The sequence below is a fragment of the Corynebacterium kalinowskii genome (assembly GCF_009734385.1).
Classification (GTDB): Bacteria; Actinomycetota; Actinomycetes; order Mycobacteriales; family Mycobacteriaceae; genus Corynebacterium; species Corynebacterium kalinowskii.
This window is the reverse complement of the sequence record NZ_CP046452.1, coordinates 396,071-420,441: the sequence shown is the minus strand read 5'-3', so window position 1 is coordinate 420,441 and position 24,371 is coordinate 396,071. Positions and strand designations below refer to the sequence as shown.

Here is a 24,371-nt window from a genome sequence, read left to right as displayed (position 1 = left end):
CTGGAGGACTACTGGCGTGGCTTGCGCAAGACGTAGCCCACGCCGCGCACGGTCTGAATCAGCGGGGTTTCGCCGGTGTCGATCTTGCGGCGCAAGTAGGAGATGTAGGATTCCACCACATTGCCGTCGCCACCGAAATCGTAGTGCCAAACGTTGTCCAGAATCTTTGCCTTGCTGAGCACGACTTCGGCATTGAGCATCAGGTAACGCAGCAGGTTGAATTCTGTCGGGGAGAGCTCGACAATCTCGCCGGCCTTGGTCACCTCATGAGTATCGTCATTGAGGACGAGGTCAGCATAGGTGAGGACCGAGCTGGACTTTTCGCCGTCAGAGACTACGGCGCCGCGTCGCAAGATCACGCGGAGACGAGTGATGACCTCTTCCAGGGAAAAAGGCTTGGTTACGTAATCGTCGGCACCGATGGTCAGGCCATGGATACGATTTTCCACCGCATCCTTCGCGGTCAGGTACAGCACTGGCCCATCGAATCCCTCGGAGCGCAGCTTGGACAACAGCTCGAAACCGTCGAATCCGGGGAGCATGACATCGAGAATGAAGGCCTCTGGCTGGAATTCTCGCGCCACCCGCAACGCCTCAGTGCCGGAGGAGGCAGAGGCAACGTCAAAGCCCTGGAACTTTAGGCTCACAGTCAACAGCTCGACGATGTTCGGCTCGTCATCTACGACGAGTACCTTCACACTTGGGTCACTCATGGTTTCTTCTTTCGTCGAAGACATTTGGACTATTCCAGTTAAGGCTACTGCCCTACCGCCAGTCTGAACGTTAACTGTACGCCCACTGTGAGACCCGAGATCGTGATTAGCGCCACTGAATATTGGCCAAATCCACTCCTTCCAGTGCTGCCTGCGCCTCCACCAAAGCCAACAGATACTCCTGCCGACCGGCATAAGCCTCATGGAAGCGCTCGTCTGCCACATACATCCGAGCAAGGCACACTTGCTTCTCTCGGGAGCAGTCATACCACTGTTCAATCTGGGCGCGGTGACGGTTCACCAGTTCTACTGCCTCGGCGGTGCCAGGTTGGATGTCTCGCTCAGCGGCGTCGATAAGCGCGGCGGCAAAATCAGCCATCTCACGCTTCACAGCCGCCATATCGACGCCACTGCCTCGCTCCTGCGCTTGTTTCCACTCCGGGGTTTCTCCCCATCTTGCTTCGGCTTCTTCCGCATATTCTTGCCACTTCGTGCCCATGTTCTCGAGCTTTTCAGCCATGGTGAGGTTCCTTTCCAACATCGTGGTGACAGCGTCATTCATCTGACGCAGGCGAGCGAGCTGCTGTTGCAGATGCGCTTGTTGGCGACGCAGCCGCTCCACCTTCGACGCACCCTCGTGGACGATCGCAGCGATGTCCTTCAGCGGCATGCCAGTTTCGCGGTAGACCAGGATTTCCAACGCCACTTCGAGATCATCCTCGGTGTAGAGCCGGTAATCACCCCAGGTGCGAAAGCTAGGTTTCAGCAACCCTATGTCATCCCAATGGCGCAACGTGCGGGCGGAAATTCCCAGGAGCTCCGCCGCTCTGCCAACAGTTAATTCGCTCACGAGACCTACCTTCCACCTTCACGCTACGGCAAAGTCAAGTAGTTCCTTTGGTGAGCGCGTTTGCCCCGGTCAGATTAGAGTTCTCGGCATGCAAACTGCTTCAAGTAGACGCCCGGTGCTGTCATGGGCATCGTGGGACTGGGGTTCCGCAGCATTCAACGCTGTGCTCGTGACTTTCGTGTTTTCGGTGTACCTGACCAGCTCCGTTGGCAAACACGTTGATAACCCGACGGGTAAGTTCAGCTTCGCGATGGCCGTAGCCGGCGTCGCCATCGCCATCTTCGCCCCCGTTCAAGGACGCCTCACCGACGTCCGCGGGACGCGTCGCCGCAGCGTCCGTTTCTGGACTATCGTCACGTTCTTCCTCATGGCTAGCCTGTACTTCGTTCGCAACGACGCCGAATGGTACTTCTGGCTGGGCACCGCCATCATGGCTGTCGCATCCGTGACCTTCCAATTCGCCGAAGTCCCCTACTTCGCCATGCTCCGCCAAGTTTCCACGCCCGCTACCGTCGGTCGCGTCTCCGGTTTCGGCTGGGCCGCCGGCTACTTCGGAGGCATCTTCCTGCTGCTCGCCTGCTACGTCGGTTTCATCGCGGGCGAAGGCGGTGTGCTGGGCTTATCGACGGCCGAAGGCTTCAACATCCGCCTGGTAGCGCTCTTTGCAGCAGTCTGGTTTCTATTGTTCGGATTACCCGTCATGTTCCGGGTTCCCGAAATCTCTCCCGACCCAACAGCCTCTCGCGTGGGCTTTTTTGCCTCCTATCGGCAGTTGTTCGGGGAGATCAAGGAACTGTGGCACACTGACCGAAACTCCGTATGGTTCCTCATCGCCGCCGCGATCTTCCGCGACGGTCTGGCTGGAGTCTTCGCTTACGGCGCGATCCTGGCTGTGTCGGTCTATGGGATTAGTTCCTCCGACGTGCTTCTATTCGGTGTGGCAGCCAATGTGGTCAGTGCCCTTGGCGCTCTAGTTGCTGGCTTCCTTGACGATGCGCTCGGCCCGAAGCCGGTGATCATGTTCTCCCTGATCTGCATGATCACTGACGCTGTGATCTTGTATTTCGTTTCCGGCCCGACCATGTTCTGGATTTTCGGCCTCATCCTGTGTCTCTTCGTGGGGCCGGCACAATCGGCAGCCCGAACTTTCCTCTCGCGTGTTTCTCCCGAAGGCCGCGAAGGCCAAATGTTCGGACTGTACGCCACCACCGGCCGCGCAGTGAGCTGGATGGCTCCCACGGCATTTGGTCTCTTTGTCTCCCTACTGGGTGCCGATCGTGCGGGCATCATCGGCATCGGTCTCATCTTGGCGATTGGATGCGCGATGCTGGCGTTTGTAAAGGCACCAGGCGGGGCACGAACTGTACTGGGTAAACCTGGACAGCTTGGGTAGATTTACCCACCAATCTGACACCCCAACGCACCAAAAGATGGGTAAACCTCTGTCACTAAAACAGGTTTACCCACCACATTCTGCCGAGCACAAAGAAGGGCCACTCCCCAACTGGGAGCGGCCCTTTCAGCGTCAATGAACTACACGTCGCGCGCGATGAGCTCGTCCAAGCCCAGTGGGTGGATGAGGTATGGAGCGACCTCGAGAACCGTGAACGCTCCGGTGGCTCCGGACTGAGCCAAGCGGTGCGCAGCACGACCGTAGGCCACCATGACACCTGCGGTGAAGTCTGGGTTCTTATCCAGCTTCAGGGTGTACTCGATCAGGTGGTTGGTGTCGCCGATCTTGCCTGCGGTAACGACATGTCCACCGTGTGGCATGCCGGTGTGCTCTGCATCAAATTCTGCCTCGGAGATGAAGTTGACCTCGACCTCGTAGCCGACAAAGTAATCCGGCATGGTGCGGATGGTGTTCTCGATATCCTCCAACGAGGCGCCTTCTTCGGCAACGATCCAGCATTGACGCAGGTGAGCGTTTTTGCCGGTGATGTCCTGGCCTTCGCCATTGCGAGCCTTGTCCAGAGCTTCTGGCGCTGGGATGGTGTACTGGACTGCCTTGGCAACGCCCTCGATGCGGCGCAGCGCGTCGGAGTGTCCCTGGGACAAGCCCGGTCCCCAGAAGGTGTGCTGATCGAACTCAGGCACTACCGCAGAAGCGTAGGTGCGGTTGAGGGAGAACATGCCTGGATCCCAGCCGGTGGAGATGATGGCAACGTGGCCAGATTCCTTGGCAGCGGCATCCATTTCAGCGCGGTGGCGTGGGACTTCGTTGTGATTGTCGTAGGTATCGACGGTGTTGTACAGCTTCGCCAGGCCAGCTGCCTGCTCAGGGATGTCTGTGGCAGAGCCGAGGCACATGTAGAGGACGTCGATCTCGTCGACGTACTTTTCTGCGTCGGCAACCGGAAGCACTCGGGCATCAGTGTCGAGGGTGTCGCGGCGAGAAAACACGCCCACGAGGTCGATGTCAGGCTGAGCTGCGATGACCTTCTCAGCGCTCTTGCCCAGATTTCCGTAACCAATGATTGCGGCACGAATGTTGCTCATGTGTGTTCCTTTCCACGTACAAGCATGTGTTTTAGGATTTTCATCCTACCGGCCACGCTGCAGAACGGGCCGTTTTATTCATGGACTGACGAATAAATTGAAGGATTACTTAATATGGTTAACTCTTATTTACCTCGTGTTTGAAAACTCACGGCCTCGGAACGTTTCGCAAGTTTGCTGCAGCAAGATCAAGCATTCGACCTACACCACCTTCGTAGACGGTTCGGCTCGCAGCCTTGGAGAAGCCAAGAATCTGCTCGAAGGTGATGTTCGGCGGAATGGACAGCGCGTTGGGATCAGTTACGACGTCGATAAGCGCTGGCCCCTCGTGACGCAACGCCTTTTCCAGTACTGACGGCAGCTTTCGCAGATCCTCTACGCGGAAGGACGCGATCCCCATTGCTTCGGCGATCGCCGCATAATTCACCCCGGAGTGGTCGGTTTCGAACTCCGGATAGCCCTGCACAAGCATTTCCAACTTCACCATGCCGAGCGAGGAATTATTGAAAACCACGGTTTTCACGGGGAGTTGGTGAAGCTTCACAGTCAGCAACTCGCCGAGGAGCATTCCCAGGCCTCCATCGCCGGACATCGAAATCACCTGTCGACCACGATCCGCAGCCTGCGCGCCGATCGCATGCGGTAGGGCGTTGGCCATCGTGCCGTGCCGGAAGGAACCGATGAGCTCACGTCGCCCAGAAAAATTGTTAACGTAGCGAGCTGCCCACACGTTGCACATGCCGGTGTCCACGGTGAATACGGCATCCTCGTCTGCTAGCTCGTCAAGGTGGTCCGCTACCAGTTCCGGGTGAATCGGTGAGTGCTTTTGATTCTTGGAGGTGTAGGTCTCCACCACGGTCTCGAGCTTGCGGTGGTGCTCGCGGAGCATGGAATCCAAGAATTTGCGAGACTTCTTCTCATTCACATGCGGCAAAATGTTGTCGATCGTCGCAGCAACGTCGGCCACTACTGGGTACTTCACAGTGGTACGTCGTCCGATGGCCGCGCCGTCGATATCCACCTGCGCCACATTCTTCTTCGGCAAAAACTCTGAGTAGGGAAAGTCAGTACCAAGCAGGATCAACAAGTCCGCGTCGTTAGTGGCATCGTGACACGCTCCATAGCCCAGCAGTCCGGACATACCCACGTCAAACGGGTTGTCGTGCTGGATGTACATTTTGCCGCCCAGCGCGTGCCCAACGGGAGCCTTAATCTTCTCGGCCAACGCGAGCACTTGCTCACGGGCATCCTTGCATCCTGCACCGCAAAATAGCGCGACGGTCTCCGCATCATTAATTGCTTCCACCAAAGCTGCGGCCTGTGCGGGATGCGGATAGCTGATGGGCTTATCGACGGCCACAGTAGACGCCAAAAACGTGTCGTCTTCCGCTTCCTGCATGGAAATGTTTCCCGGCAGCACCAGTACCGACACCCCACGCCCGGCCATGGTCGATTGCACGGCATGGTGCAAAATCCGTGCCCCTTGTCCGGGCGCGTTCACCATCTCGCAATAGCCAGAGCACTCGGCGAAGATCTGCTCAGGATGGGTTTCCTGAAAGAACTTCGAGCCAATTTGCGGGCCAGGAATGTGGCTGGCCAGGGCGAGGACCTTGGCACCGTTTCGGTGCGAATCGTAAAGTCCCTGGATCAGGTGGGTGTTGCCCGGCCCACAGGAGGCCGCACAAACAGCGAGCTTGCCCGTCATTAGCGACTCTGCGCCGGCAGCAAAGGCCGCGGCCTCCTCGTTTCGGACGTGCACCCACTCGATTGATGAAGAACGGACGGCATCCGAAATCGGGTTCAGGCTGTCTCCAACTAGCCCGTAAATCCGCTCCACACCGTACTTTTCCAGCGCTTCAACAATTTGCTCGGCGAAGGTCTTTGCCATGGGTTCCACTTCTCCTAACAGACATTGGTTGTGCTTCCCAGTGTGGTGGCAATCACGACCACCTGCCAGGTGAAGAACCTCCGTGAGTAAGGAAAAGTGACCTCTAACTGCACTGACAGGCGACTGTCACAAATCGGTCAAGCGCTTCATCCATACAGAAAGGTCGAGCTCCCTGCCCCACTTCTCGCCGACTCCCGGCATGATCCCAATTGGCTCGAAACCACATTTTCGATGCAAAGCAATGGAAGCCTCGTTGCCGGCTTCAATGGAAGCCACCATGCGCCGATAGCCATCGCTGCGAGCGACGTCGATAAGCGTGCTCATGAGCGCGAACCCGACGCCCTTACCTGCGGCCTCCGGCCCGATATACACGGAATCTTCGACTGTGAACCGATAGGCGGGGCTTGTCTTCCACGGACCGAATCCGGCAAAGCCCAGCACTACGCCATCTTCTTCGGCAACGAACGCAGCGTGCGTGCGGATCCAGTTGAGTCGGTTGGAGACGGAAACAGGCTCCGGAAGCCACGACGCTATACCGGTTTCAATCGCATGATTGAAGATCCTTGCTATAGCGGCTGCGTCAGATTCCAGAGCCTGTCTGATGTGCATGAGCTGGAGACGAGACTTGAACTCGCAACCTACGCATTACAAGTGCGTTGCGCTACCGATTGCGCCACTCCAGCACGTGCCAATGGCACGAGAAGTCATGCTACCTGAAAGCACTATTCCAAACCAAGATTGGCTTTGCCCTTTAGAATGTCGACAGATCCGTTTTAAGGGAAAGGGACTTTTCGTGCTGGAATTCTTCCGGGGGCGCGGGCACATCGCAACGATTGATGCCGCGAAGGCAGCACCACCTCCTTCCCCACTTGCTCCCATTGATCTCACCGACCCTGGCCAGGTGGCTGGCGTGATGCACATTGCTGCGCGCATCGGCGACATCCTTCTCATGTCCGGCACGGGCAACAATGACACGAAGGCGCAGATCCATGCTGTGACCTCGGCATATGGCCTGCACTACGCGCACGTAGACATCACGATGAACACCATCACCTTGTTCACTCACATGGGCACCTACAAAACCCCGGTGAGCGTGTTTCGTGTGGTTAATCGGTTGGGCACTAACTTTGGCCAGCTCGCAGAAGTTGACCGCCTCATCCGTTCCATTCAATCGGGCGCTACCAGTCCGGACATGGCGGAAAAGATCCTCGATGAGATCATCTCCACCACCCCGAGCGCCCGCCAGCTCCGCTTCACCTTGGGATGGGCATTCATGGCCGCAGCCGTTGCAGTGCTGCTGGGCGGTGGTTTATTGGTCGCGGCGATTTCCTCCGTCACCGCCGCAGTCATCATGCTGGGTAGCGAGCTTCTCGACGCCCAAGGCCTCCCACCCTTCTTCCAGAACATTTACGGCGGGTTCGTCGGCACCGTCCCCGCGGCGGTGGCTTATTTGCTGGCTGTCCGGCAAGGCTTCGAGCTAGCTCCGTCGCAGATTATTGCGTCGGGAATTGTGGTGATGCTGGCAGGCCTGACTCTGGTGCAGGCCCTGCAGGATGGCATCACTGGTGCACCGGTCACGGCCAGTGCTCGCTTCTTCGAGACAATGCTCATGACCGGCGGTATCGTCGCCGGCGTGGCCATCGGCATCCAGGTCTCGGATGCACTCGGTATTAATCTGCCTCCGATTCAAACGACTCCCGCCCCGAATTTCTCCTCGAGCACGGTGAAGGTGCTTTCGGGCGCGATCGCATCGGCAGCGTTCGCGGTTGCTTGTTTTGTGGAGTGGCGTTCGATGTGGATTGCCGGTTTAACCGCTGCTGCCGGCTCCTCTGTGTACTACTTCGTGCTGATACCCCATGGCGTGGGCCCAGTCGTGGGGATTGGCATTTCGGCGACGATTATCGGCCTGGCCGGTGGTTTGCTTGCCCGCCGTTTCTTAATCCCACCGCTAATCGTGTCCGTTTCCGGCATCACCCCGTTGCTGCCAGGCCTGTCGGTGTACCGCGGCATGTACGCAATTCTGAATGAGCAATTGCTCATCGGTTTCACCAACATGGCCCTGGCACTAGCTATTGCTACCTCCCTGGGGGCCGGTGTAGTGCTTGGCGAATGGATCGCGCGCAAGCTGCGCAGGCCACCGCGCTTTAACCCATACCGCGCGTTCCGTACCCGACGCCGCTTCTTCCACAAGCCACCCGCGCCACTGTCGCAGCAGTAGGCGTAGGATAGAATGCCTACGTGTCCAGATAGATTTCGACTTCAGGAGGATCCTTGCCACCCAAGGTGACTGACACCCGCTCCGCTGCTGCCGAGTACATGGTTGCCCTCGAGGAGGAAACCGCGCTGGCTGCTCGCCGCATCGTTGCTACGTACTCCACCGACTTCCTGGACGCGGTGACGCTGGCATGCATGCTGGGCGTAGAGCCTGAGGGCCTCATCCACCGCAAGGTAGCTGCTGATTTTGAAGCAGAAGGCCCGAAGAAGGCGACTAAGCGAACTCGCAAGAAGGCTGCTTCCAAGACGGCTACTACCGCGAAGAAAACTACCAAGAAGGTTGCCAAGAAGGCCACCAAGACTGCGGCAAAGAAGGCCACTAAAAAGGCCACGAAGAAGACCACCAAGAAGGCGTAGTCTGGCCCCATGGGTGGAAATAGCTTCGTTGTCGTTGCCAATCGATTGCCAGTGGACCTGGACAAAGACGGTAATTGGCAACCAAGCCCGGGCGGGCTCGTAACAGCTCTCAGCCCGGTGCTGATGCAACACCAGGGCTGTTGGGTCGGTTGGCCGGGGATGCCAGACAGCGACCTCGAGCCGTTCCGTACCGAGGACGGCATTTTGCTCCACCCCGTTTCACTCAGCCAGTCCGACTACGAGCTGTTCTACGAGGGTTTTTCCAACGCCACTTTGTGGCCCCTGTACCACGATCTCATCGTGCCACCCGAGTTTCACCGTCATTGGTGGGAGGCATACCGCGAGGTCAACCTGAAGTTTGCCGAGGCGGTCAGCAACGTCTCGGATCAAGGCGCCACAGTATGGGTACAGGACTACCAGCTCCAGCTGGTTCCCGGTATCTTGCGCCAGATTCGCCCTGATCTAAAGATTGGCTTTTTTCTCCACATTCCTTTCCCCGGTGCCGAGCTGTACCGGCAGTTGCCATGGCGCGAAGAGATCATGCGCGGCCTGTTGGGGGCGGACGTTATCGGCTTCCACAGCGTGGATAACGCAAAGAACTTCCTTGCGCTGTCGGAACAAATCGCTGGCGCCGCAGGCTCACACATCGGTCAGCCTGATGAGCTAGAGACGTCGGGAACGCCGTCGATACGCGAAATTACGGCATGGGTGACAGCCCCGGACGGTCGCAGCGTCGGTGTGGCCGCGTTCCCTATCTCCATTGATTCACAGGCAGTGGCAAAGCTCGCGGAACGCCCCACCGATCTGAAGGCACGACTGGGCAACAAAACTCTCATTCTCGGCGTGGATCGCCTCGACTACACCAAGGGCATCCTCCAGCGCCTGCTCGCTTTCGAGGAGCTTTTGGCCAGTGGTGCGATCAGCCCACAGGACGTGGTGTTTGTACAGATCGCAACGCCTTCGCGCGAACGCATCGACCATTACCGCAAGACGCGCTCCGAGGTGGAGGCAGCAGTCGGCCGGATCAATGGCCTGTACGGCGAAGTAGGCGCCCCGGTGGTGCACTACATCCACCGCAGCGTGTCCAAGGATATTTTGATGGGCTACTACGCGGCCGCCGATGTCATGCTGGTCACCCCGTTCAAGGACGGCATGAACCTCGTAGCCAAGGAGTACGTGGCCTGCCACCAAGATTCTGGCGCGCTGGTCCTCAGCGAGTTCGCCGGCGCTGCCGTGGAACTGACCGAGGCTTACCTCACCAACCCACATGACCTCGAATCGATCAAGCGCCAACTGCACGCGGCGATCACGGATGTGGAAAGTGATTCCGAGGATGCCCGCCAGCGGATGCAGTTGCTGCACGCCCAGGTGATGGAACACGACGTGAACTTGTGGGCCACCAGCTTCCTCAACTCGCTGGAGAAGCACCGATGAAGAAACTCCTAGCAGTGCTCGTGTGCGGGGTAGCGCTCACTGCCTGTTCGAATGAAATCCCGATGTCCAACACGTGGCAGGTGACCAACGTGTACACCAGCCCGGACGTGCCTTCCCAGGTACCTGTGCCTGCCTATTTAGTCTTCGGGGACTCCACAGTGACCGGGTCCACCGGCTGCTCCGAAATCCAAGGCCGGGTGAGTTTTACCCCGGATGCAGCCCAGCCAACCCACGCTTCTTTCCGCGATATGAACTTCCGAGATGCCTCCTGCGAAGGTTCGCAACGCTTCTTCCACGATCAGATGGTGGCGCTGCTGGGTGGCGAGCTCGAGGTGAAAAAGGAAAAGGACGAGATGCTGCTCACCAAGACTGACGGGCTCGATCGCCCGGGAATTCGCCTGGTGGCCGCTAACTAGTCCAGCAGACTAGGTTAGTAGCTATGACCTACGCATCCGCAGCTGACATCACCTCTGCCCTATCCCGCGTCGCCGCCGTACAAACCCTGCTGGTGGTCTCGGATTTTGACGGAACCCTCGCCGGTTTTTCCACGGAGGCACTGAACGTCCCCGTGAATCGAGAGTCGATCAATGCGCTCATGGAGCTAGGCACCGTGGCGGGCACGCATTCCGCGATCCTCTCCGGCCGTCACCTAGCCGGGTTGCAGCAGGTCGCCGGTGAAGTTGGCGGGATCCAGCTCGTTGGTAGCCACGGCGCCGAGGGGATCGAACTTACCGATTCGCAGGCAGCTCTACTCGATTCTCTCACTGCCGAGCTCGATGCGCTTATCGACGGCATCGACGGCGCCTTCATCGAGCACAAGCCCGTCCACCGCGTCCTGCACTACCGCAAGGTTTCCCCGGAACTCCATGACGATCTGGTAGCTCGCGCCCGCTCCTTGGAAGCGGAGGGCGTGCATGTGACCCACGGCAAGTGCATTGAAGAGTTTTCCGTAGTGGATGTGACTAAGGGAACGTGGATTTCGCAGGCCCGCGATCGGTACAACGCAGATGCAGTGGTGTTCCTCGGCGATGACTTCACCGATGAAAATGGCATGCGAGCTCTTGGCCCCAACGATCTCGGTGTGCGCGTCGGCGAAGGAGAAACCCTTGCTCATCTGCGTGTTCCAGACCTCGAGGCCGTGGAAGCGCTCTTAAAGGAACTACTTCAGATGCGTCGGACGGTGCTGCCGGCGTAGAAGCTGGTTGGCAGGACGGTATTCGGCAGGTCGATGGAGGTGTCGGCCAGGTTGGCGTCGATAAGCGCCCCCAGCATGCGTCCCGCCGCGGCGCCCTTGTCGTGGTTTGGCTGGATCACTGTGGTTAGTTCTCGGTACAGCGCGGTGGAGATGCCGTCGAACCCCGTGACGGAGATGTCCGGGCGGTAGTCGAGGACAGCGAGCGCCATCGAGTCGGTGGTACACAGGACGGCGGTGAGCTCCGGGTGGGCGGTGAGCAACTCCCGAGCGGCATCGAGGTTGTTGGCCCGGTCATTGATGTGGCGCTCGACGATCGGCACATGGCGCGGGTCAATCCCACCGGCCGCCAGCACGGCCAGCGCTCCTTCCACCCTGGCCTTTTGCACATGCAGGCTTGCCGACGCCAACCGCTCCGGAGACACCGGGCCGTCATTGCGTTCGCGCCCCAATCGAATACAGAGGATGCCGATGTGGCGGTGTCCGGCATCAAGCAAGGCCTGCGCAGCTGGTGCGATCGCGTGATAGTCGTCAATTCCGACCCAGGGCAGGTCGGTAGTGGTGGGCTGATCCACCACCACTACCGGCACCCGGCGCGCAACCGCCGCCGTCAAATAGGGGTCTCCTTCTGCCACGGAATACACCACGAATCCGTCCACTGCGGACTGCCCGACCAAGGCCTGCGGGTTTACGTCCTCGCCTGGACCTGCGGGAATTAGGGTGAGCGCGGTGTGCGAGCCGTATGATGCGGCAGCCATGCCAGCAAGGAAGTCAACTGACGCGAGATCTTCAAAGGCATAGGTGAGGTCGTCTGTGAACAGCACGCCGACCGTACCTACCCTGCGAGTGCGCAGCGAGCGGGCAGCTGGATCTGGTCCGGGGTAGCCGAGTCGCTCGGCGGTGGCGAGAATGCGCTCGCGTAGTACGGGCGACAGCTGGTCGGGGCGATTGTAAGCGTTGGATACCGTCGTGCGGGATACACCGAGTTCTGCTGCCAGCGAAGCTAACGTGCCACGGCTGGTTGACCTTTTCCCCATGCCGAAACTGTATCACCTATTTGTTTTCATTAACCGGACCCGGTCCGCGGAGCTACATTCACGTGACCAGCACAAATGATCTTTGGTGTGCTGACACCATTTTCAATTTGACAATCGTGTTCAATAAGGGTTTTATGTACATCATGAGTTACTTCACTTCTTCACTTCGCCGCCTTTCCCCCGTCCTGGCAGCACTCGGGCTAAGCGCCAGCTTGGTTGCCTGCGCCCCTACCAACGGCGACGATGAAGACAAGATCAACATCCTCACTTCCACTCAAGTGTGGGCAGACGTCGTTGATGCAATCACTGATGACTCCCAGGTGAAGATCGAGACGATAGTGAAGGGAACCGACGCTGATCCGCACTCCTTCGAACCCACCGCAATGGACATGGCCAAGGCCGGTGAAGCCGATATCGTGGTGGTTGGCGGCGGCGGCTATGACTCCTGGCTGTACTCCCGGGTCGATGAAAAGAAGGTCGTGCACGCACTTTCGCTCAGCGAACACGACCACGCCACGCACGAGGACGACGATCATGCGGGCCACGACCATGGCCCGGTAGCTGAAGATGCCGAGACCAACGAACATGTCTGGTACAACACCTCCGCCCTCTCCCAGGTCGCTGAGGACACCGCCAAGGCGATCACAGCCATCAATCCCGAGGTAAAGGTCGATCCGGGCGCCGTCCAGTCAACCATCGACGCTCTGGACAAGCGCATCCACGCCCTTCCCGCAGCCAAGATCGCCCAGACCCACCCAATCGCGGACCACATCCTCCTCCACACCCAGATGGCCGACATCACCCCGGCTGGCTACCGCGCCACCACGCTCAGCGAGTCCGAGCCAACCGCCGCCGACGTTAACGCCTTCCTCGAACTCATCAAGTCTGGTGACGTTCAGCTACTCATTGACACTCCGCAATCATCCACCCCGTATTCCACGCGCATCCGCGAGGCGGCAGAAGCGAAGCAGATCCCCGTCATTGAAGTTGCTGAAACCCCGGCCGCAGGCACAAACTTCTTCGACTTCTTCAACAGCACGGTCGAAGGCTTTGAAAAGGCCTCCGAGCGCGTCGGGCACGCACGATAATTGCGATATCCTCAAAACGTGCTTCTGAAATTTACCGATGCCGCGGTCGACCCGCTGTGGGCCGACCTCAACCTTGATGTCGAGCCCGGCGAGTTTATCGCCGTCCTAGGCCCCAACGGCGCCGGGAAATCAACCCTGCTCCACACCATCCTCGGCACCCGCAAGCTCAGCAGCGGCACAGTCACAGCGACTTCAGACATCGGTTTCATCCCTCAGCAACGCATGTTCCCGCTGGACCTGCCCATGCGGGCAAAAGATCTCGTGAGTTTGTCACTGGCACACGGCGTGTTGTCTGGGCGACGGGCGTCGCAAAGCGAGGTGCTGGCGCGGCTGCGCGAGGTAGACGCGGAGCACTTGGCCGACCTGCGCGTCGGCAAGCTCTCCGGCGGGCAACAACAGCTCGTGCGCCAGGCGCAGGCCTTCGCCCGCGACCCAAAACTGCTGCTTTGCGACGAGCCACTGCTCTCCCTCGACCCCGGCGTGCAACAACGCACGGTTGCGCGTCTCGACGCCCGTCGCCGCGACCACGGCACCGCCATCCTGTTCGTGACCCACGGCATCAATCCGATCTTGAACGTGGTGAACCGAGTGTTGTACATCGCCCCTTATGGCCACACACTCGGCGAAGTAGGAGACGTCATGCGCTCCGAGGTCCTCTCCGAGCTTTATCGCACGCGCGTGGATGTCATTAATGTCGACGGCCGATTGATTGTGGTGTAAACATGCTCGAACAAACCCTGTATCTGTTGAACGTCGACTTCGTCCAAACCGCATTGGTAGCCTCGGCGCTGCTTGGCATCGTCTCCGGCATCATGGCTCCACTGATCGTGCTGCGCCAAATGTCATTCTCCGTACACGGCACCTCCGAGCTGGCTCTGATGGGCGCCGCGGCTGCCCTACTCTTCGGACTGAACGTGGGAGTTGGCGCCGTGGTCGGCTCGATCATCGCGGCTATCGTGCTGGCCTTACTCGGGATGAGTCAGCAAGACAGCGCAGTTGGGGTGGTGATGAGCTTTGGCATGGGCCTATCCGTGCTCTTCATCCACCTGTATCCTGGAAAGTCCTCCACCGCATTCGCACTGCTCACAGGGCAGATCGTCGGCGTTTCTCACAGCTCGTTGTGGCTGCTCGCGCTCATCGTTACGATTGTCGTCCTCACAGTGACGCTGCTTTGGCGACCGCTCCTGTTCGCCTCCGCAGACCCAGTCATCGCTGCGTCTGCGGGAATCAAGGTGCGCTGGATGTCGATTCTTTTCGCAGTCCTCGTTGGACTCACTGCCGCGCAATCCGTGCAAATCGTCGGCGCGCTACTGGTCATGGCGCTGCTGATCACGCCGGGTGCTGCCGCTGTTCAGATCACCTCGAGCCCCGTCGGAGCCGTACTGTGGTCTGTGCTGTTCGCCGAGGTGGCAGCCGTCGGCGGCCTCATCCTCTCACTAGCACCAGGCCTGCCGGTGAGCGTCTTCGTTACCTCGATCTCGTTCTTGATCTACCTCGTCTGCCGATTCATTGGCTGGCGCCGAGACAAGAACGTGCATATCCAGGAAGTCGACCACTGCTGCGGGGAGTAATGGTCGGGAAACAAAAATGGCCCCGTATGGGACCATTTCTCACCGCTAATAGCTAGTTCGAAGTCCTGCGCTGACGCGCAAACTCGCTGAGCACTACACCTGCAGCGACGGAGGCATTGAGGGATTCGACCCACTTTTCCGTCGGGATGGACATGATGGTGTCACAGGTTTCGCCGACGAGACGAGAGATGCCCTTGCCTTCCGAGCCGACAACGATGACCACTGGATCAGTGCCATCGTAGGTATCCAGGGTGTGGTCGCCACCGGCGTCGAGGCCGACGACTTGGTATCCGGCCTGCTGGAGGCGCTTGAGGGTGCGAACCAGGTTCACTTCACGGGCCACCGGAAGGCGGGCAGCGGTGCCGGCCGAGGTGCGCCACGTAACAGCGGTGACTGAGGCGGAGCGGCGCTCCGGAATGATGACGCCATGGCCACCGAAGGCAGCTACGGATCGAATGACCGCGCCCAGGTTTCGTGGGTCGGTGATGTTGTCGAGCATGACGATCATGCCTGGTTCGCCAGACTCATTCACGCGATCAATGAGGTCATCCACGGTGGCGTACTTGTACGGCTCCACCACCAGGCCAATGCCCTGGTGCATCATGTTGCCGGTCAGGCGATCCATCTCATGCTTGGCCTTCTCGATCACCGGGATCGCGCGGTTATGCGCCAAGTAGACGGCCTCAGACAGACGATCGTCCTTGGCGGTGCCTTCCGCAATGTACAGCGCGGTGGCTGGCACCTTGGCATGGAGGCACTCGACCACTGGGTTACGGCCGACGACGAACTCGTCCTGCTCCTTTTCGTGGCGACCCTGCGCGCGACGCTCGGCGAGCTTCTTAGCCCGGAACTTCGCGTGGTACTCGCGGTCCTCGGCCTTAGGCGTTGGCCCCTTGCCTTGCAGGGAACGTCGAACCTGTCCGCCCGAGCCCTTGGTCGCGCCCTTTTTGTTGGTCTTGCGGACGGCGCCGCGTCGCTGATCGTTTCCAGCCATGTTGTTTCCTTAAGATAGCGACCACTGTGGGCCGTCGGGAGTGTCGGTGACGTCGATGCCTGCTTCGATAAGGCGGTCGCGCACCTGGTCAGCGGTTGCCCAATCCTTGTCGGCGCGCGCCTTCGCCCGTCGTTCGAGCTCAGCTTCCACCAGAACAGAGAGCGCATGCTCGCCGCCGCTTGCACCGCTTGTCGACGCCCATTGCTCCGACTGCGGATCGACACCAAGAATCGCCATCATTGCACGAACTTGGCCCGCAAGCCTAATCTGCTCTTCTTTGTTGGTCGTGGAATTGCCGGCACGGACAGTGTTGTGGATCTCTGCGAGTGCCCGTGGCACCGAGATGTCGTCGTTCATTGCTGCTTCGAATGCTGGGGTCCAGGAAGTTTTTTCGACCTGCCCCACGCGTTCGAGGAAGGACTCGATACGTCGGTATCCTGCGGCTGCCTCCTGCAGGGCGGCCTCGGAGTACTCGAGCATGCTGCGGTAGTGGGCGGAACCGAGGTAGTAGCGGAGCTCAACAGGACGAACGATCTCGAGGATGTTCGGCACGGACAGCACATTGCCCAGGGACTTGGACATCTTTTCCCCGGACATGGTCACCCAGCCATTGTGCATCCAGTAATTGGCGAAACCGTCGCCGGCAGCATGCGCCTGTGCAATCTCGTTTTCATGGTGCGGGAACTGCAGGTCAAGCCCGCCGCAGTGAATGTCGAACGTGTCGCCAAGGTACTTGGTAGCCATGGCGGTGCATTCGATGTGCCAGCCTGGACGACCACGCCCCCATGGGGTGGGCCAGCTGGGTTCGCCCGGCTTCGCGGCCTTCCACATGGCAAAGTCGCGAGGATCCTTTTTGCCAGTTCCGTCTGTGTCGCCTTGGTCCATTTCATCGAGTTTCTGGCCGGAAAGCTGACCGTAACCGGGAATGGTAGCCGGGGTCGCATAGACGTTGCCGTCAGAGGCGTAGCCGTGGCCGTTGTCGATGATGCGCTGCATGTATTCGACCATTTCGGTCACATGGCCAGTGGCACGTGGCTCGATACTCGGTGGACGTACACCTAGCTGGTCGTAAGCCCACTGGAAGTGGCGCTCGTGAGTGGCCGCCCACTCCCACCACGGGCGACCGTGTTCCTCGGCCTTGCGAAGGATTTTATCGTCGATATCCGTCACATTGCGCACAAAAGATACGTCCAGGCCTTGAGCTTCCAACCAGTTACGCAGGATGTCGAAAGCTACGCCAGAGCGAACGTGACCAATATGCGGAATAGATTGCACAGTGGCACCACACAGGTAGACAGACGCATGTCCTTCCTTAACAGGGACAAAGTCGCGGAGGCTACGGGTGTTGGTGTCAAAGATGCGTAAAGTCACGAGCTTCAGTCTAGCGGGTGACGTATTTCTAACAGGGGAAAGCGTGACAAAGAAGAATTGAGGTCACAACCTCAATGAATTCCCAGTGAGTATTCAGAGTCAATAGCTAACCTAAACAACGTGAAAAAAGCTTTGATAGGTGCCTTTAGCGTGCTGGGGCTCTTGGTTACGTCGTGTTCCAATGCGCAAACCAACAGCGCGGAGTTCGGCAATGTTACCGATGTACATTTCATCGCCATGATGACCCCGCACCACCAGCAAGCCGTGGATCTGAGCGGGATAATCCTGGAAAAGCAGAGCATCTCGCCGGAAACAAAAGATCTGGCAGAGCGCATCAAAGTGGGACAGCAGGAAGAAATCGACTACATGAAGGGCCTGGCCACCAAGTGGGGCGAGGAAGACACGATGCAGCTTCATGCCCAGCACATTGCCAACGGCATGATCGTCCCTTCTGAGCTGGAACAACTGCGTTCTCTCGAAGGTCCCGACGCTGAACAGTCATTCCTAGAACTCATGCACAGCCACCACGAGGGTGCGATCCTCATGACTCAGGACGAAGTACAAAACGGCCATTACCAGCCGCTTCGCGAGGCAGCCCAGAAGATGATCGAAGTTCAGACCGCAGAAATGCAGGAAATGGAAAACTTAATGGACTAGGCTCGCCACACGACGGCCGTCGCCAAGGCAGCGCGCCCCTCACCGCGACCAGTAAATCCCATGTGATCGGTGGTAGTGGCAGAGACCGTTACCGGCGCTCCCAGCAACTCGGACATGACCTTTTCGGCCTCTGCGCGGCGCGGTCCCATCTTGGGAGTCTGGCCGATCAGCTGAGTCGCAACATTTCCAACTACGAAGCCTTCTCGTTCTAGCAGCTCGCGAACCTCACGGATCAACTGCGCGCCAGAGACCCCGTCGTACTCGGGACGGCCGACTCCCACGAAGGACCCCAAGTCCCCCAACCCGGAGGCAGAGAGCAAGGCGTCCACCACGACATGCGCCACCACATCTCCATCAGAATGTCCCTCGCAACCGTCTTGGCCGTCGAAAAGCAGGCAAGCGATCCAGCAGGGCTTACCGGCCTGAATCTGGTGGGCATCACTGGCAATTCCAACGCGGGGGATCAAGTTACTCACTGGGCACCTCAAAGATTGTGGGTTCGGCATCATCGGTGATGACTTGGGCCAGGATCATATCCATTGGCGTTGTCACCTTAAAGGCCATCGGATCGCCCTGTACGGTGACAACTTCCTTGCCAGCCCATTCCATCAAGCTCGCGTCATCGGTAGGGACAAAATCAAAGTCTCCGGCGAAATACTCCGCGTTAACGGCTTTCAGCGCAGCCGAATCAAAGCCCTGAGGGGTCTGGACGGCGCGTAGGCGCGCACGGTCGGGCGTATCGACGACCACAGCCCCCGACACCTGTTTGATAGTGTCTGCTACCGGCACGACCGGGATCACAGCATCGCTGCCCGAGAGCACTTCGCGGGCAACGCGGGCGATCATGCCCGGAGGCGTAAGTGCCCTGGCGGCATCGTGGATGAGGACGACGCGGTCGTCGTGAAGCGCCTGCAGGCCTTGCCAAATGCTGTCCGCGCGCTCCCCGCCGCCATGAACAAGGCGGATCGGGATTTCAGCATCGAACAGGCCACGCTTAGTGAGCAACTCGCGGGCGTACGCCTCCATATCGGGGCTCACGAGGACGATGATGTCATCGACAACCGCTGAGTTGATCATCGCTTGGATGCTACGTTCCAACAGTGTCTTACCCCGAAGGGTGACGAACGCCTTGGGGACCGGAGCCCCCAGGCGCGTACCTTTTCCTGCCGCGGCGATCAGGGCCGTGACTGGACGGCTAGTCTTCGTCATCGAAGTTGAGGTCATCAAGATCGATGTCCTCGTCCCCGATCGCAGGCTTTTCTAGTTCCGGCTCGCTCGATCGGTGACGCTCAATAGCCTCGTCCATTTGCGCGAGGATGCCATCTGCTTTTTCCTCGTCCATAGTCTCAGCCAGCGCGAGCTCGCCGACCAGCACCTGACGAGCCTTGACCAGCATGCGCTTCTCGCCAGCAGACAACCCACGGTCCTGGTCACGACGCCACAGGTCGCGCACAACTTCGGCAACCTTATTCACATCGCCGGAAGCCAGGCGCTCTTGGTTTGCCTTGTACCGGCGGGACCAGTTGCCTGCTTCTTCCACGTCAGTTTCACGAAGAACAGAAAATACTTTCTGCAGTCCTTCTTCGCCTACTACATCGCGGACGCCCACGAGCTCAGCGTTCTTGGCAGGAACACGTACCACCAGATCAGACTGGCGGATCTGCAGCACCAGGTATTCCATCATCTGGCCGCCGAGTTCGCGCTGCTCGATCGCCTCAATCTGAGCTGCGCCGTGATGCGGATAGACGACAGTATCCCCGACCTTGAATTCCATACCCACTCCTGTAAGGACTGATTGTGACAATGGCAGTCATTCTACCACGCCGTCGGCCTGCGACTTTGTCGACCTCCCTACCACCATTGAGGTGTGATTTTGCCAAAAACTAGCAGGTGACTGCCCAATGAGTGTGTGTTCTCCTACCCGTGGGGTTAAACTGGCTATTCGACAAATATCTTTCCCAAAAGCCTCAGATGGCCTCAGATGGAGGACGTATCCAAGTGATGATCTTCAAGACTGCCCGCCGCTCCGCCCTCATTGCCGTAGCTGGCGTAGCCGTCGCTGCACTTTCCGCTTGCAGCGCTGGTCAGATCTCCCAGACCTCAGACCAGGTTGCCGCCGTTGACGGCGCAAGCGCTAACACCGCCGATAAGAGCATCGCTGTTCGTGACGTCACCGTCATCGTCGACGAAGATCAGACCGCTGCTTTGAAGTTCACCGCTGTCAACACCGACACCACCATGAAGGATCACACCCTCAAGTCCGTGAAGGTGGACGGCAAGGAAATTCAGCTTTCCGAGAAGCCAAAGATCGAGCGCAACTGCTCCGTCGTTGCCGACTCCAAGGACAACATCGAGCTGCTGAAGAAGAACGACAACGTCTGCATCATCTACATCGACACCGAGCTGCCTAACGACGGCTTCGCAGTCGGCGGCCAGAAGCCAGTCACCTTCGAGTTTGACTCCGGCAAGATTGAGATGAACGCAACCATCGCCGCCAACCACAACGAGGATGTCGCTGGCAACCGCGTTGAGGCCCCTAAGGCTCACTAAGCGTTTGATTAAGCAGGCCATCGGTATCTTCGGATGCTGGTGGCCTGCTTTTTAGATTGAGCGTGCTGGATTTGGTAATGCAAACGATTGTTTTCTGGCGATTTCTTTAGTCTCCATTACCAAATCCAGCACGCCTATCTACGATCAAGAACATGGCTAAAAAAGAACGCAGCATCCACACCTGCAGTGAGTGCGGTTACTCCAGTCCGAAATGGCTCGGACGATGTCCGGAATGCGGTTCGTGGGGCACGCTCGAGTTGGGTCAGACCCAACCGGCCACATCCACTGTCACATCGCTGACTCCGCGCTCCCCTGCCGTGCCGATCACACAGGTCAGCGCGACCACGAGCGCCGCCGTGACCACTGGCATTGGCGAATTGGATCGGGTGCTCGGCCAGGGCATTATCCCGGGTTCTGTGGTGTTGCTTGCCGGTGAGCCTGGCGTGGGCAAGTCCACCCTCCTGTTGGAGGTCGCAGCGGGCTGGGCTCGCCAGGGACGCACGGCGCTGTATGTGACTGCGGAAGAGTCCGCTGGCCAGGTACGCCTACGTGCGGAGCGCACCGGAGCGGTGATCGATACCCTGTATCTCGCGGCGGAGTCGAATCTAGACGTGGTGTTCGGCCATGTGGAACAGCTGAACCCCTCGCTGCTGATTGTGGACTCCGTGCAGACGATGAGCGCTTCTGGGGTCGAGGGGGTATCGGGTGGCGTCGCACAGTCCAGGGCAGTGACAGCTGCGCTCACCACGCTTGCGAAAACCAGAGGGCTTCCGGTGCTTCTGGTTGGCCACGTGACTAAGGACGGCAATGTTGCGGGACCTCGCGTGCTGGAGCACCTGGTGGATGTGGTCTTGAACTTTGAGGGCGATCGGCACACTTCCCTACGCATGCTGCGCGGCATCAAGAACCGTTTCGGTGCCACGGATGAAGTGGGCTGCTTTGAGCAGCAGTCGGATGGCATCCATGAGGTTCCTGACCCTTCAGGATTGTTCCTTTCACACCGCGAAGACACCCCGGACGGCACCGCGGTGATGGTGTCGATGGACGGCGTTCGCCCAATCCTGGCTGAAGTTCAGGCCCTGATGGTGAAGACGACTGCCAAGAATCCTCGTCGAGCTGTCACCGGCTTGGATTCCACCCGGGTACCGATGGTGCTCGCAGTGCTCATGGCACGAGCGGGCCACGATACGTCGGATCGCGATGCCTATGTGGCCACCGTCGGTGGCATGAAGATCTTTGAGCCTGCCTCCGACCTGGCGGTGGCTCTGGCTACTGCCAGTGCGATCAAAGGTATTCCACTGCCTCCCCAAACGGTGGTGATCGGTGAAGTTGGCCTGGCTGGTGAGATTCGCCGCGTGCCGAATCTCAGGCGTAGGCTGCAAGAAGCCGCGCGCCTCGGATACACCCGTGCGATTGTCCCCGATGGTGAGCGTGTCGAAATTCCTGGTATGAAAGTCACATACATCAAAGACATTGCGAGTGCCCTCGCTGAAGTGAAATTAGGTTCCTGATGACTGAGCTTGCCGCGACGCCGCCGTCCACCCTCCGCGCCACCCTGGAGCGCCTCGCCCCGGGCACTGGGCTTCGCGACGGCCTCGAACGCATTCTCCGTGGCCGCACCGGCGCCCTCATTGTCCTTGGTTACGATGACCGCGTGGAGGCCATCTCTGACGGTGGTTTCGAAATTGACGTGCCCTTCGCCCCTACGCGCCTACGCGAGCTGTGCAAGATGGACGGTGCAGTGGTGCTCTCTACTGATGGTTCCCGCATCCGTCGTGCGAACGTCCAACTTATGCCGGACCCGATGTTCCCAACGGAAGAATCTGGCACCCGCCACCGCTCCGCAGAGCGCACGGCTCTGCAAACCGGCTACCCGGTGATCTCTGTGAGCCAATCGATGAACATCATCACCGTGTATGTGGACAAAAAGCGCCATATCCTCGAAGGATCCTCGGACATTCTCTCGCGCGCGAACCAGGCTATCGCCACGATGGAGCGTTACCGTACGCGCCTTGACCAGGTCAATGAGCGCCTGTTTATGGCGGAGCTGCACAACTACGCTTCCCTCACAGATGTCATCACCGTGATCCAGCGTCTAGAGATGCTGCGTCGCGCCGCGGAGACCATCGATCGCGATGTGATTGAGCTCGGTACCGACGGCAAGCAGCTGGGTGTTCAGCTGGAGGAGCTATTTGGCGATAACGACAAGGATCGTGAGTTCATTTTCCGCGACTACTTAGTCGCAGCCGAGCTCCCGTCGGATGAAGACGTCAAGCAGGCTCTCGGCGAACTGGAGGCACTGAGTGACATTGACATTGTGAAGTCCTCCCACATTGCCCGCATCCTCGGTTTCCCTACCGCAGAAGAGGCGCTCCACCAATGGATCGTGCCGCGTGGCTACCGAATCCTGGGCCGCGTCCCACGCGTACAGCCGTTCCTCATGGACAAGTTGATTCTCGCTTTCGGCGACTCCAACAAGCTGCTCGAGGCGAGTGTCGAAGACATTGCGGCCGTCGAAAACGTGGGCGCGCTGTGGGCCCGCCACATCCGCGACGGACTGATCCGCCTGAAGGCCTAGCCCAAGTTAAACGTGAAGGCCTCGGAGTTGTTTTTGCCCACGAGGGTGTGCAGGAAGTAGCTTCCGGCTGCCACCGGCTGGCGATTGTTGCACTCACCCGGGGCAGAGGTGGTGCGGGACCAGACAGCTTCGTAGTGGCGCTCCTGGCCTGCTGGGAAAGTGCGCTCGGAGGTGTCCTCGCTCGGGTTACAGTCGGTGTCAGCCCAGATCGGCTTGTTGGAAGCGAGATCGTAAACTTCGAAGCGCAGGCCGTCCTTGCGCAGGTCGATCTTGCAATCGGCCTGCGTTGGGTTCTTCACCGTCAGATAGAACTTCGGGCGCTCCTCAGGGCCATAATTTGGCTTGTCTGCAGATGCCGTGATTACCAGGTCTTCCAGTGCGCAGGATGTCTTTGCCTGCGCTGTTGGAGTTGGCGTTGGTGTTGCAGAGGCTGAGGCCGTGGCAGTTGGTGACGGCGTTGCCGGAGCAGTAGTGGAAGCGGTGGACGTCGTGAAGGCATTAGGCGCAGGTGCCGGGGCTGGCTCTTCCTTCTTGCCACCCAGGCTCACCATCAGCCACACGCACAGCGCAACAACAACCAGCAACAACAGGATCGCCGCGACGCGACGCCGTAGGTAGATTATCTCTGGGTGCCTCTGGGTCATACAGCCAGCTTAAAGGGCTAGCCGTCCGAAAACAGCTAGCCCTTGGGGGTGTGTCTTAAACGCCAAACTCGACGATCGACTCGACGGCGCCAGTTCCGAGGCGGTAACGAGCGCCAACCACGCCGAGAGCTCCCTCATCGAGTCGCTGCTTGATCACTGGGCAGCGGTCGAGAATCATGTCCACGGTCTCGCGAACGTGCTCAATTTCGAAGTCGTCGGTGGTGTCCAATCCCTTGCGCTTGGCGTTCAGAATCGATGGAGCAACCTTCTCGATCAGCACACGCTGAAAACCTGGAGGAACTTCGCCACCTTCCAGCGCCGCCTTGGTGGCCTTTACCGCGCCACACGACTCGTGCCCCATGATGATCAGGTTCTGCACGCCCAGGCCATCCACGGCGAACTCTAGGGAGGCAAAGGTACCCATGTCTAGAACCTCGCCAGCGGTGCGGATGACAAAAATATCGCCCGCACCCTGGTCGAAGATGTGCTCCACCGGCGCTCGGGAATCAGAGCAGGCCAGCACTGCGGCCATCGGTTTCTGACCTGCGACCAGCTCTTCACGACGCCCAGCATCCAAATTCTGGTGCAGCATCGCAAATTCCTGATAGCGCTTGTTCCCCTCTTTGAGGGCGTTCCAAATATTCTTCGGGTTTACATCTTTGACATCACGCATA

At 59.0% G+C, this 24,371-nt stretch carries 26 protein-coding genes and 1 tRNA gene; 13 read left to right on the top strand and 14 right to left on the bottom strand.

Annotated elements, in window-relative coordinates:
- Positions 1–8: 8 nt before the first annotated feature.
- Positions 9–713: a response regulator transcription factor gene (locus tag CKALI_RS01985; RefSeq protein WP_156191715.1), complete on the bottom strand. Its 705-nt coding sequence runs from the start codon at positions 711–713 to the stop codon at positions 9–11.
- Between the two features lie 106 nt (positions 714–819).
- A complete protein-coding gene (locus CKALI_RS01980; protein WP_156191714.1) occupies positions 820–1,563 on the bottom strand; it encodes a MerR family transcriptional regulator in 744 nt (247 codons plus the stop codon).
- An 88-nt stretch (positions 1,564–1,651) separates the two neighbouring features.
- Here CKALI_RS01980 and CKALI_RS01975 point away from each other — a divergent pair, with 88 nt between their 5' ends.
- Positions 1,652–2,956: an MFS transporter gene (locus tag CKALI_RS01975; RefSeq protein ID WP_156191713.1), complete on the top strand. Its 1,305-nt coding sequence runs from the start codon at positions 1,652–1,654 to the stop codon at positions 2,954–2,956.
- A 140-nt stretch (positions 2,957–3,096) separates the two neighbouring features.
- Here CKALI_RS01975 and CKALI_RS01970 read toward each other — a convergent pair whose 3' ends face one another.
- The 4 genes from CKALI_RS01970 to CKALI_RS01955 all read right to left on the bottom strand — a co-directional run bounded on the left by CKALI_RS01970 (position 3,097) and on the right by CKALI_RS01955 (position 6,633).
- Complete coding sequence (locus tag CKALI_RS01970; RefSeq protein WP_156191712.1) at positions 3,097–4,062, bottom strand: diaminopimelate dehydrogenase; 966 nt, start codon at positions 4,060–4,062, stop codon at positions 3,097–3,099.
- Between the two features lie 148 nt (positions 4,063–4,210).
- Entirely contained in the window at positions 4,211–5,950 is a 1,740-nt protein-coding gene (locus tag CKALI_RS01965; RefSeq protein ID WP_156191711.1) for a pyruvate dehydrogenase, read from the bottom strand.
- Between the two features lie 126 nt (positions 5,951–6,076).
- On the bottom strand, positions 6,077–6,559 hold the full coding sequence (locus tag CKALI_RS01960; protein WP_156191710.1) for a GNAT family N-acetyltransferase: 483 nt from the start codon (positions 6,557–6,559) through the stop codon (positions 6,077–6,079).
- A gap of 1 nt (position 6,560) precedes the next feature.
- Positions 6,561–6,633, bottom strand: a tRNA-Thr gene (locus CKALI_RS01955).
- 110 nt (positions 6,634–6,743) lie between these two features.
- On the opposite strand from CKALI_RS01955, the gene thrE reads away from it, so the two are divergent.
- Genes thrE through otsB form a run of 5 tightly spaced genes read left to right on the top strand, consistent with a single transcriptional unit; the run spans position 6,744 to position 11,210 of the window.
- Positions 6,744–8,168: a threonine/serine exporter ThrE gene (gene thrE / locus CKALI_RS01950; protein WP_231580510.1), complete on the top strand. Its 1,425-nt coding sequence runs from the start codon at positions 6,744–6,746 to the stop codon at positions 8,166–8,168.
- 53 nt (positions 8,169–8,221) lie between these two features.
- Complete coding sequence (locus CKALI_RS01945) at positions 8,222–8,581, top strand: hypothetical protein (protein WP_156191709.1); 360 nt, start codon at positions 8,222–8,224, stop codon at positions 8,579–8,581.
- Positions 8,582–8,590: 9 nt separating this feature from the next.
- The gene (locus CKALI_RS01940) at positions 8,591–10,015 is read left to right on the top strand and encodes an alpha,alpha-trehalose-phosphate synthase (UDP-forming) (protein WP_156191708.1); all 1,425 of its coding nucleotides are present in this window, start codon (positions 8,591–8,593) and stop codon (positions 10,013–10,015) included.
- Entirely contained in the window at positions 10,012–10,431 is a 420-nt protein-coding gene (locus tag CKALI_RS01935; protein WP_156191707.1) for an META domain-containing protein, read from the top strand. The genes CKALI_RS01940 and CKALI_RS01935 overlap by 4 nt, the downstream gene beginning before the upstream one ends.
- Positions 10,432–10,454: 23 nt before the next feature.
- The gene (otsB, locus tag CKALI_RS01930) at positions 10,455–11,210 is read left to right on the top strand and encodes a trehalose-phosphatase (protein ID WP_231580509.1); all 756 of its coding nucleotides are present in this window, start codon (positions 10,455–10,457) and stop codon (positions 11,208–11,210) included.
- Here the strand turns inward: otsB and CKALI_RS01925 are convergent.
- Positions 11,180–12,244: a LacI family DNA-binding transcriptional regulator gene (locus tag CKALI_RS01925; RefSeq protein WP_156191706.1), complete on the bottom strand. Its 1,065-nt coding sequence runs from the start codon at positions 12,242–12,244 to the stop codon at positions 11,180–11,182. The two genes, otsB and CKALI_RS01925, sit on opposite strands and share 31 nt — an antisense overlap.
- Before the next feature lie 143 nt (positions 12,245–12,387).
- Between CKALI_RS01925 and CKALI_RS01920 the strand changes: the two genes are divergently transcribed.
- Genes CKALI_RS01920 through CKALI_RS01910 form a run of 3 tightly spaced genes read left to right on the top strand, consistent with a single transcriptional unit; the run spans position 12,388 to position 14,903 of the window.
- Positions 12,388–13,332 (top strand): metal ABC transporter solute-binding protein, Zn/Mn family, encoded by a 945-nt coding sequence (locus CKALI_RS01920; protein WP_197079738.1) that lies wholly within the window; start codon positions 12,388–12,390, stop codon positions 13,330–13,332.
- 18 nt (positions 13,333–13,350) lie between these two features.
- The gene (locus tag CKALI_RS01915; protein ID WP_156191704.1) at positions 13,351–14,052 is read left to right on the top strand and encodes a metal ABC transporter ATP-binding protein; all 702 of its coding nucleotides are present in this window, start codon (positions 13,351–13,353) and stop codon (positions 14,050–14,052) included.
- A 2-nt stretch (positions 14,053–14,054) separates the two neighbouring features.
- The gene (locus CKALI_RS01910) at positions 14,055–14,903 is read left to right on the top strand and encodes a metal ABC transporter permease (protein ID WP_156191703.1); all 849 of its coding nucleotides are present in this window, start codon (positions 14,055–14,057) and stop codon (positions 14,901–14,903) included.
- 52 nt (positions 14,904–14,955) lie between these two features.
- Here the strand turns inward: CKALI_RS01910 and rlmB are convergent, their stop codons facing one another.
- Positions 14,956–15,897, bottom strand: coding sequence for a 23S rRNA (guanosine(2251)-2'-O)-methyltransferase RlmB (gene rlmB / locus CKALI_RS01905; protein WP_156191702.1), 942 nt, complete (start codon positions 15,895–15,897; stop codon positions 14,956–14,958).
- Positions 15,898–15,906: 9 nt separating this feature from the next.
- A complete protein-coding gene (cysS, locus tag CKALI_RS01900) occupies positions 15,907–17,268 on the bottom strand; it encodes a cysteine--tRNA ligase (protein ID WP_156191701.1) in 1,362 nt (453 codons plus the stop codon).
- A 120-nt stretch (positions 17,269–17,388) separates the two neighbouring features.
- On the opposite strand from cysS, the gene CKALI_RS01895 reads away from it, so the two are divergent.
- Positions 17,389–17,925 carry a DUF305 domain-containing protein gene (locus tag CKALI_RS01895; RefSeq protein ID WP_156191700.1) on the top strand — a complete coding sequence of 179 codons (537 nt, stop codon included), beginning with the start codon at positions 17,389–17,391 and terminating at the stop codon, positions 17,923–17,925.
- Here the strand turns inward: CKALI_RS01895 and ispF are convergent.
- Genes ispF through CKALI_RS01880 form a run of 3 tightly spaced genes read right to left on the bottom strand, consistent with a single transcriptional unit; the run spans position 17,922 to position 19,699 of the window.
- Positions 17,922–18,401 (bottom strand): 2-C-methyl-D-erythritol 2,4-cyclodiphosphate synthase, encoded by a 480-nt coding sequence (gene ispF, locus CKALI_RS01890; protein ID WP_231580508.1) that lies wholly within the window; start codon positions 18,399–18,401, stop codon positions 17,922–17,924. The genes CKALI_RS01895 and ispF overlap by 4 nt on opposite strands.
- Entirely contained in the window at positions 18,394–19,134 is a 741-nt protein-coding gene (ispD, locus tag CKALI_RS01885; protein WP_156191699.1) for a 2-C-methyl-D-erythritol 4-phosphate cytidylyltransferase, read from the bottom strand. Before ispD ends, ispF begins: the two co-directional genes overlap by 8 nt.
- Entirely contained in the window at positions 19,121–19,699 is a 579-nt protein-coding gene (locus CKALI_RS01880; RefSeq protein WP_156191698.1) for a CarD family transcriptional regulator, read from the bottom strand. The genes ispD and CKALI_RS01880 overlap by 14 nt, the downstream gene beginning before the upstream one ends.
- A gap of 227 nt (positions 19,700–19,926) precedes the next feature.
- Between CKALI_RS01880 and CKALI_RS01875 the strand changes: the two genes are divergently transcribed.
- The 3 genes from CKALI_RS01875 to disA all read left to right on the top strand — a co-directional run bounded on the left by CKALI_RS01875 (position 19,927) and on the right by disA (position 23,053).
- Positions 19,927–20,475: a hypothetical protein gene (locus CKALI_RS01875; protein ID WP_156193622.1), complete on the top strand. Its 549-nt coding sequence runs from the start codon at positions 19,927–19,929 to the stop codon at positions 20,473–20,475.
- Positions 20,476–20,627: 152 nt separating this feature from the next.
- Positions 20,628–21,986, top strand: a complete 1,359-nt coding sequence (gene radA / locus CKALI_RS01870; protein ID WP_156191697.1) for a DNA repair protein RadA — start codon at positions 20,628–20,630, stop codon at positions 21,984–21,986.
- Positions 21,986–23,053 (top strand): DNA integrity scanning diadenylate cyclase DisA, encoded by a 1,068-nt coding sequence (disA, locus tag CKALI_RS01865; protein WP_156191696.1) that lies wholly within the window; start codon positions 21,986–21,988, stop codon positions 23,051–23,053. The genes radA and disA overlap by 1 nt, the downstream gene beginning before the upstream one ends.
- On the opposite strand, the gene CKALI_RS01860 is transcribed toward disA, so the two are convergent.
- Both CKALI_RS01860 and CKALI_RS01855 read right to left on the bottom strand, forming a co-directional pair.
- Entirely contained in the window at positions 23,050–23,697 is a 648-nt protein-coding gene (locus CKALI_RS01860; protein ID WP_156191695.1) for a hypothetical protein, read from the bottom strand. The two genes, disA and CKALI_RS01860, sit on opposite strands and share 4 nt — an antisense overlap.
- 55 nt (positions 23,698–23,752) lie before the next feature.
- Entirely contained in the window at positions 23,753–24,370 is a 618-nt protein-coding gene (locus CKALI_RS01855; RefSeq protein WP_156191694.1) for a carbonic anhydrase, read from the bottom strand.
- Between the last annotated feature and the right edge of the window lies 1 nt (position 24,371).

Bases quoted from the DNA above. Each gene is read 5' to 3' on its own strand.
- CKALI_RS01985 (WP_156191715.1), bottom strand. From the start codon at position 713: ATGAGTGACCCAAGTGTGAAGGTACTCGTCGTAGATGACGAGCCGAAC.
- CKALI_RS01975 (WP_156191713.1), top strand. From the start codon at position 1,652: ATGCAAACTGCTTCAAGTAGACGCCCGGTGCTGTCATGGGCATCGTGG.
- CKALI_RS01970 (WP_156191712.1), bottom strand. From the start codon at position 4,062: ATGAGCAACATTCGTGCCGCAATCATTGGTTACGGAAATCTGGGCAAG.
- CKALI_RS01965 (WP_156191711.1), bottom strand. From the start codon at position 5,950: ATGGCAAAGACCTTCGCCGAGCAAATTGTTGAAGCGCTGGAAAAGTAC.
- CKALI_RS01960 (WP_156191710.1), bottom strand. From the start codon at position 6,559: ATGCACATCAGACAGGCTCTGGAATCTGACGCAGCCGCTATAGCAAGG.
- CKALI_RS01940 (WP_156191708.1), top strand. From the start codon at position 8,591: ATGGGTGGAAATAGCTTCGTTGTCGTTGCCAATCGATTGCCAGTGGAC.
- CKALI_RS01935 (WP_156191707.1), top strand. From the start codon at position 10,012: ATGAAGAAACTCCTAGCAGTGCTCGTGTGCGGGGTAGCGCTCACTGCC.
- otsB (WP_231580509.1), top strand. From the start codon at position 10,455: ATGACCTACGCATCCGCAGCTGACATCACCTCTGCCCTATCCCGCGTC.
- CKALI_RS01925 (WP_156191706.1), bottom strand. From the start codon at position 12,244: ATGGGGAAAAGGTCAACCAGCCGTGGCACGTTAGCTTCGCTGGCAGCA.
- CKALI_RS01920 (WP_197079738.1), top strand. From the start codon at position 12,388: ATGAGTTACTTCACTTCTTCACTTCGCCGCCTTTCCCCCGTCCTGGCA.
- CKALI_RS01910 (WP_156191703.1), top strand. From the start codon at position 14,055: ATGCTCGAACAAACCCTGTATCTGTTGAACGTCGACTTCGTCCAAACC.
- rlmB (WP_156191702.1), bottom strand. From the start codon at position 15,897: ATGGCTGGAAACGATCAGCGACGCGGCGCCGTCCGCAAGACCAACAAA.
- ispD (WP_156191699.1), bottom strand. From the start codon at position 19,134: ATGACGAAGACTAGCCGTCCAGTCACGGCCCTGATCGCCGCGGCAGGA.
- CKALI_RS01880 (WP_156191698.1), bottom strand. From the start codon at position 19,699: ATGGAATTCAAGGTCGGGGATACTGTCGTCTATCCGCATCACGGCGCA.
- CKALI_RS01875 (WP_156193622.1), top strand. From the start codon at position 19,927: ATGATCTTCAAGACTGCCCGCCGCTCCGCCCTCATTGCCGTAGCTGGC.
- radA (WP_156191697.1), top strand. From the start codon at position 20,628: ATGGCTAAAAAAGAACGCAGCATCCACACCTGCAGTGAGTGCGGTTAC.
- disA (WP_156191696.1), top strand. From the start codon at position 21,986: ATGACTGAGCTTGCCGCGACGCCGCCGTCCACCCTCCGCGCCACCCTG.
- CKALI_RS01860 (WP_156191695.1), bottom strand. From the start codon at position 23,697: ATGACCCAGAGGCACCCAGAGATAATCTACCTACGGCGTCGCGTCGCG.
- CKALI_RS01855 (WP_156191694.1), bottom strand. From the start codon at position 24,370: ATGCGTGATGTCAAAGATGTAAACCCGAAGAATATTTGGAACGCCCTC.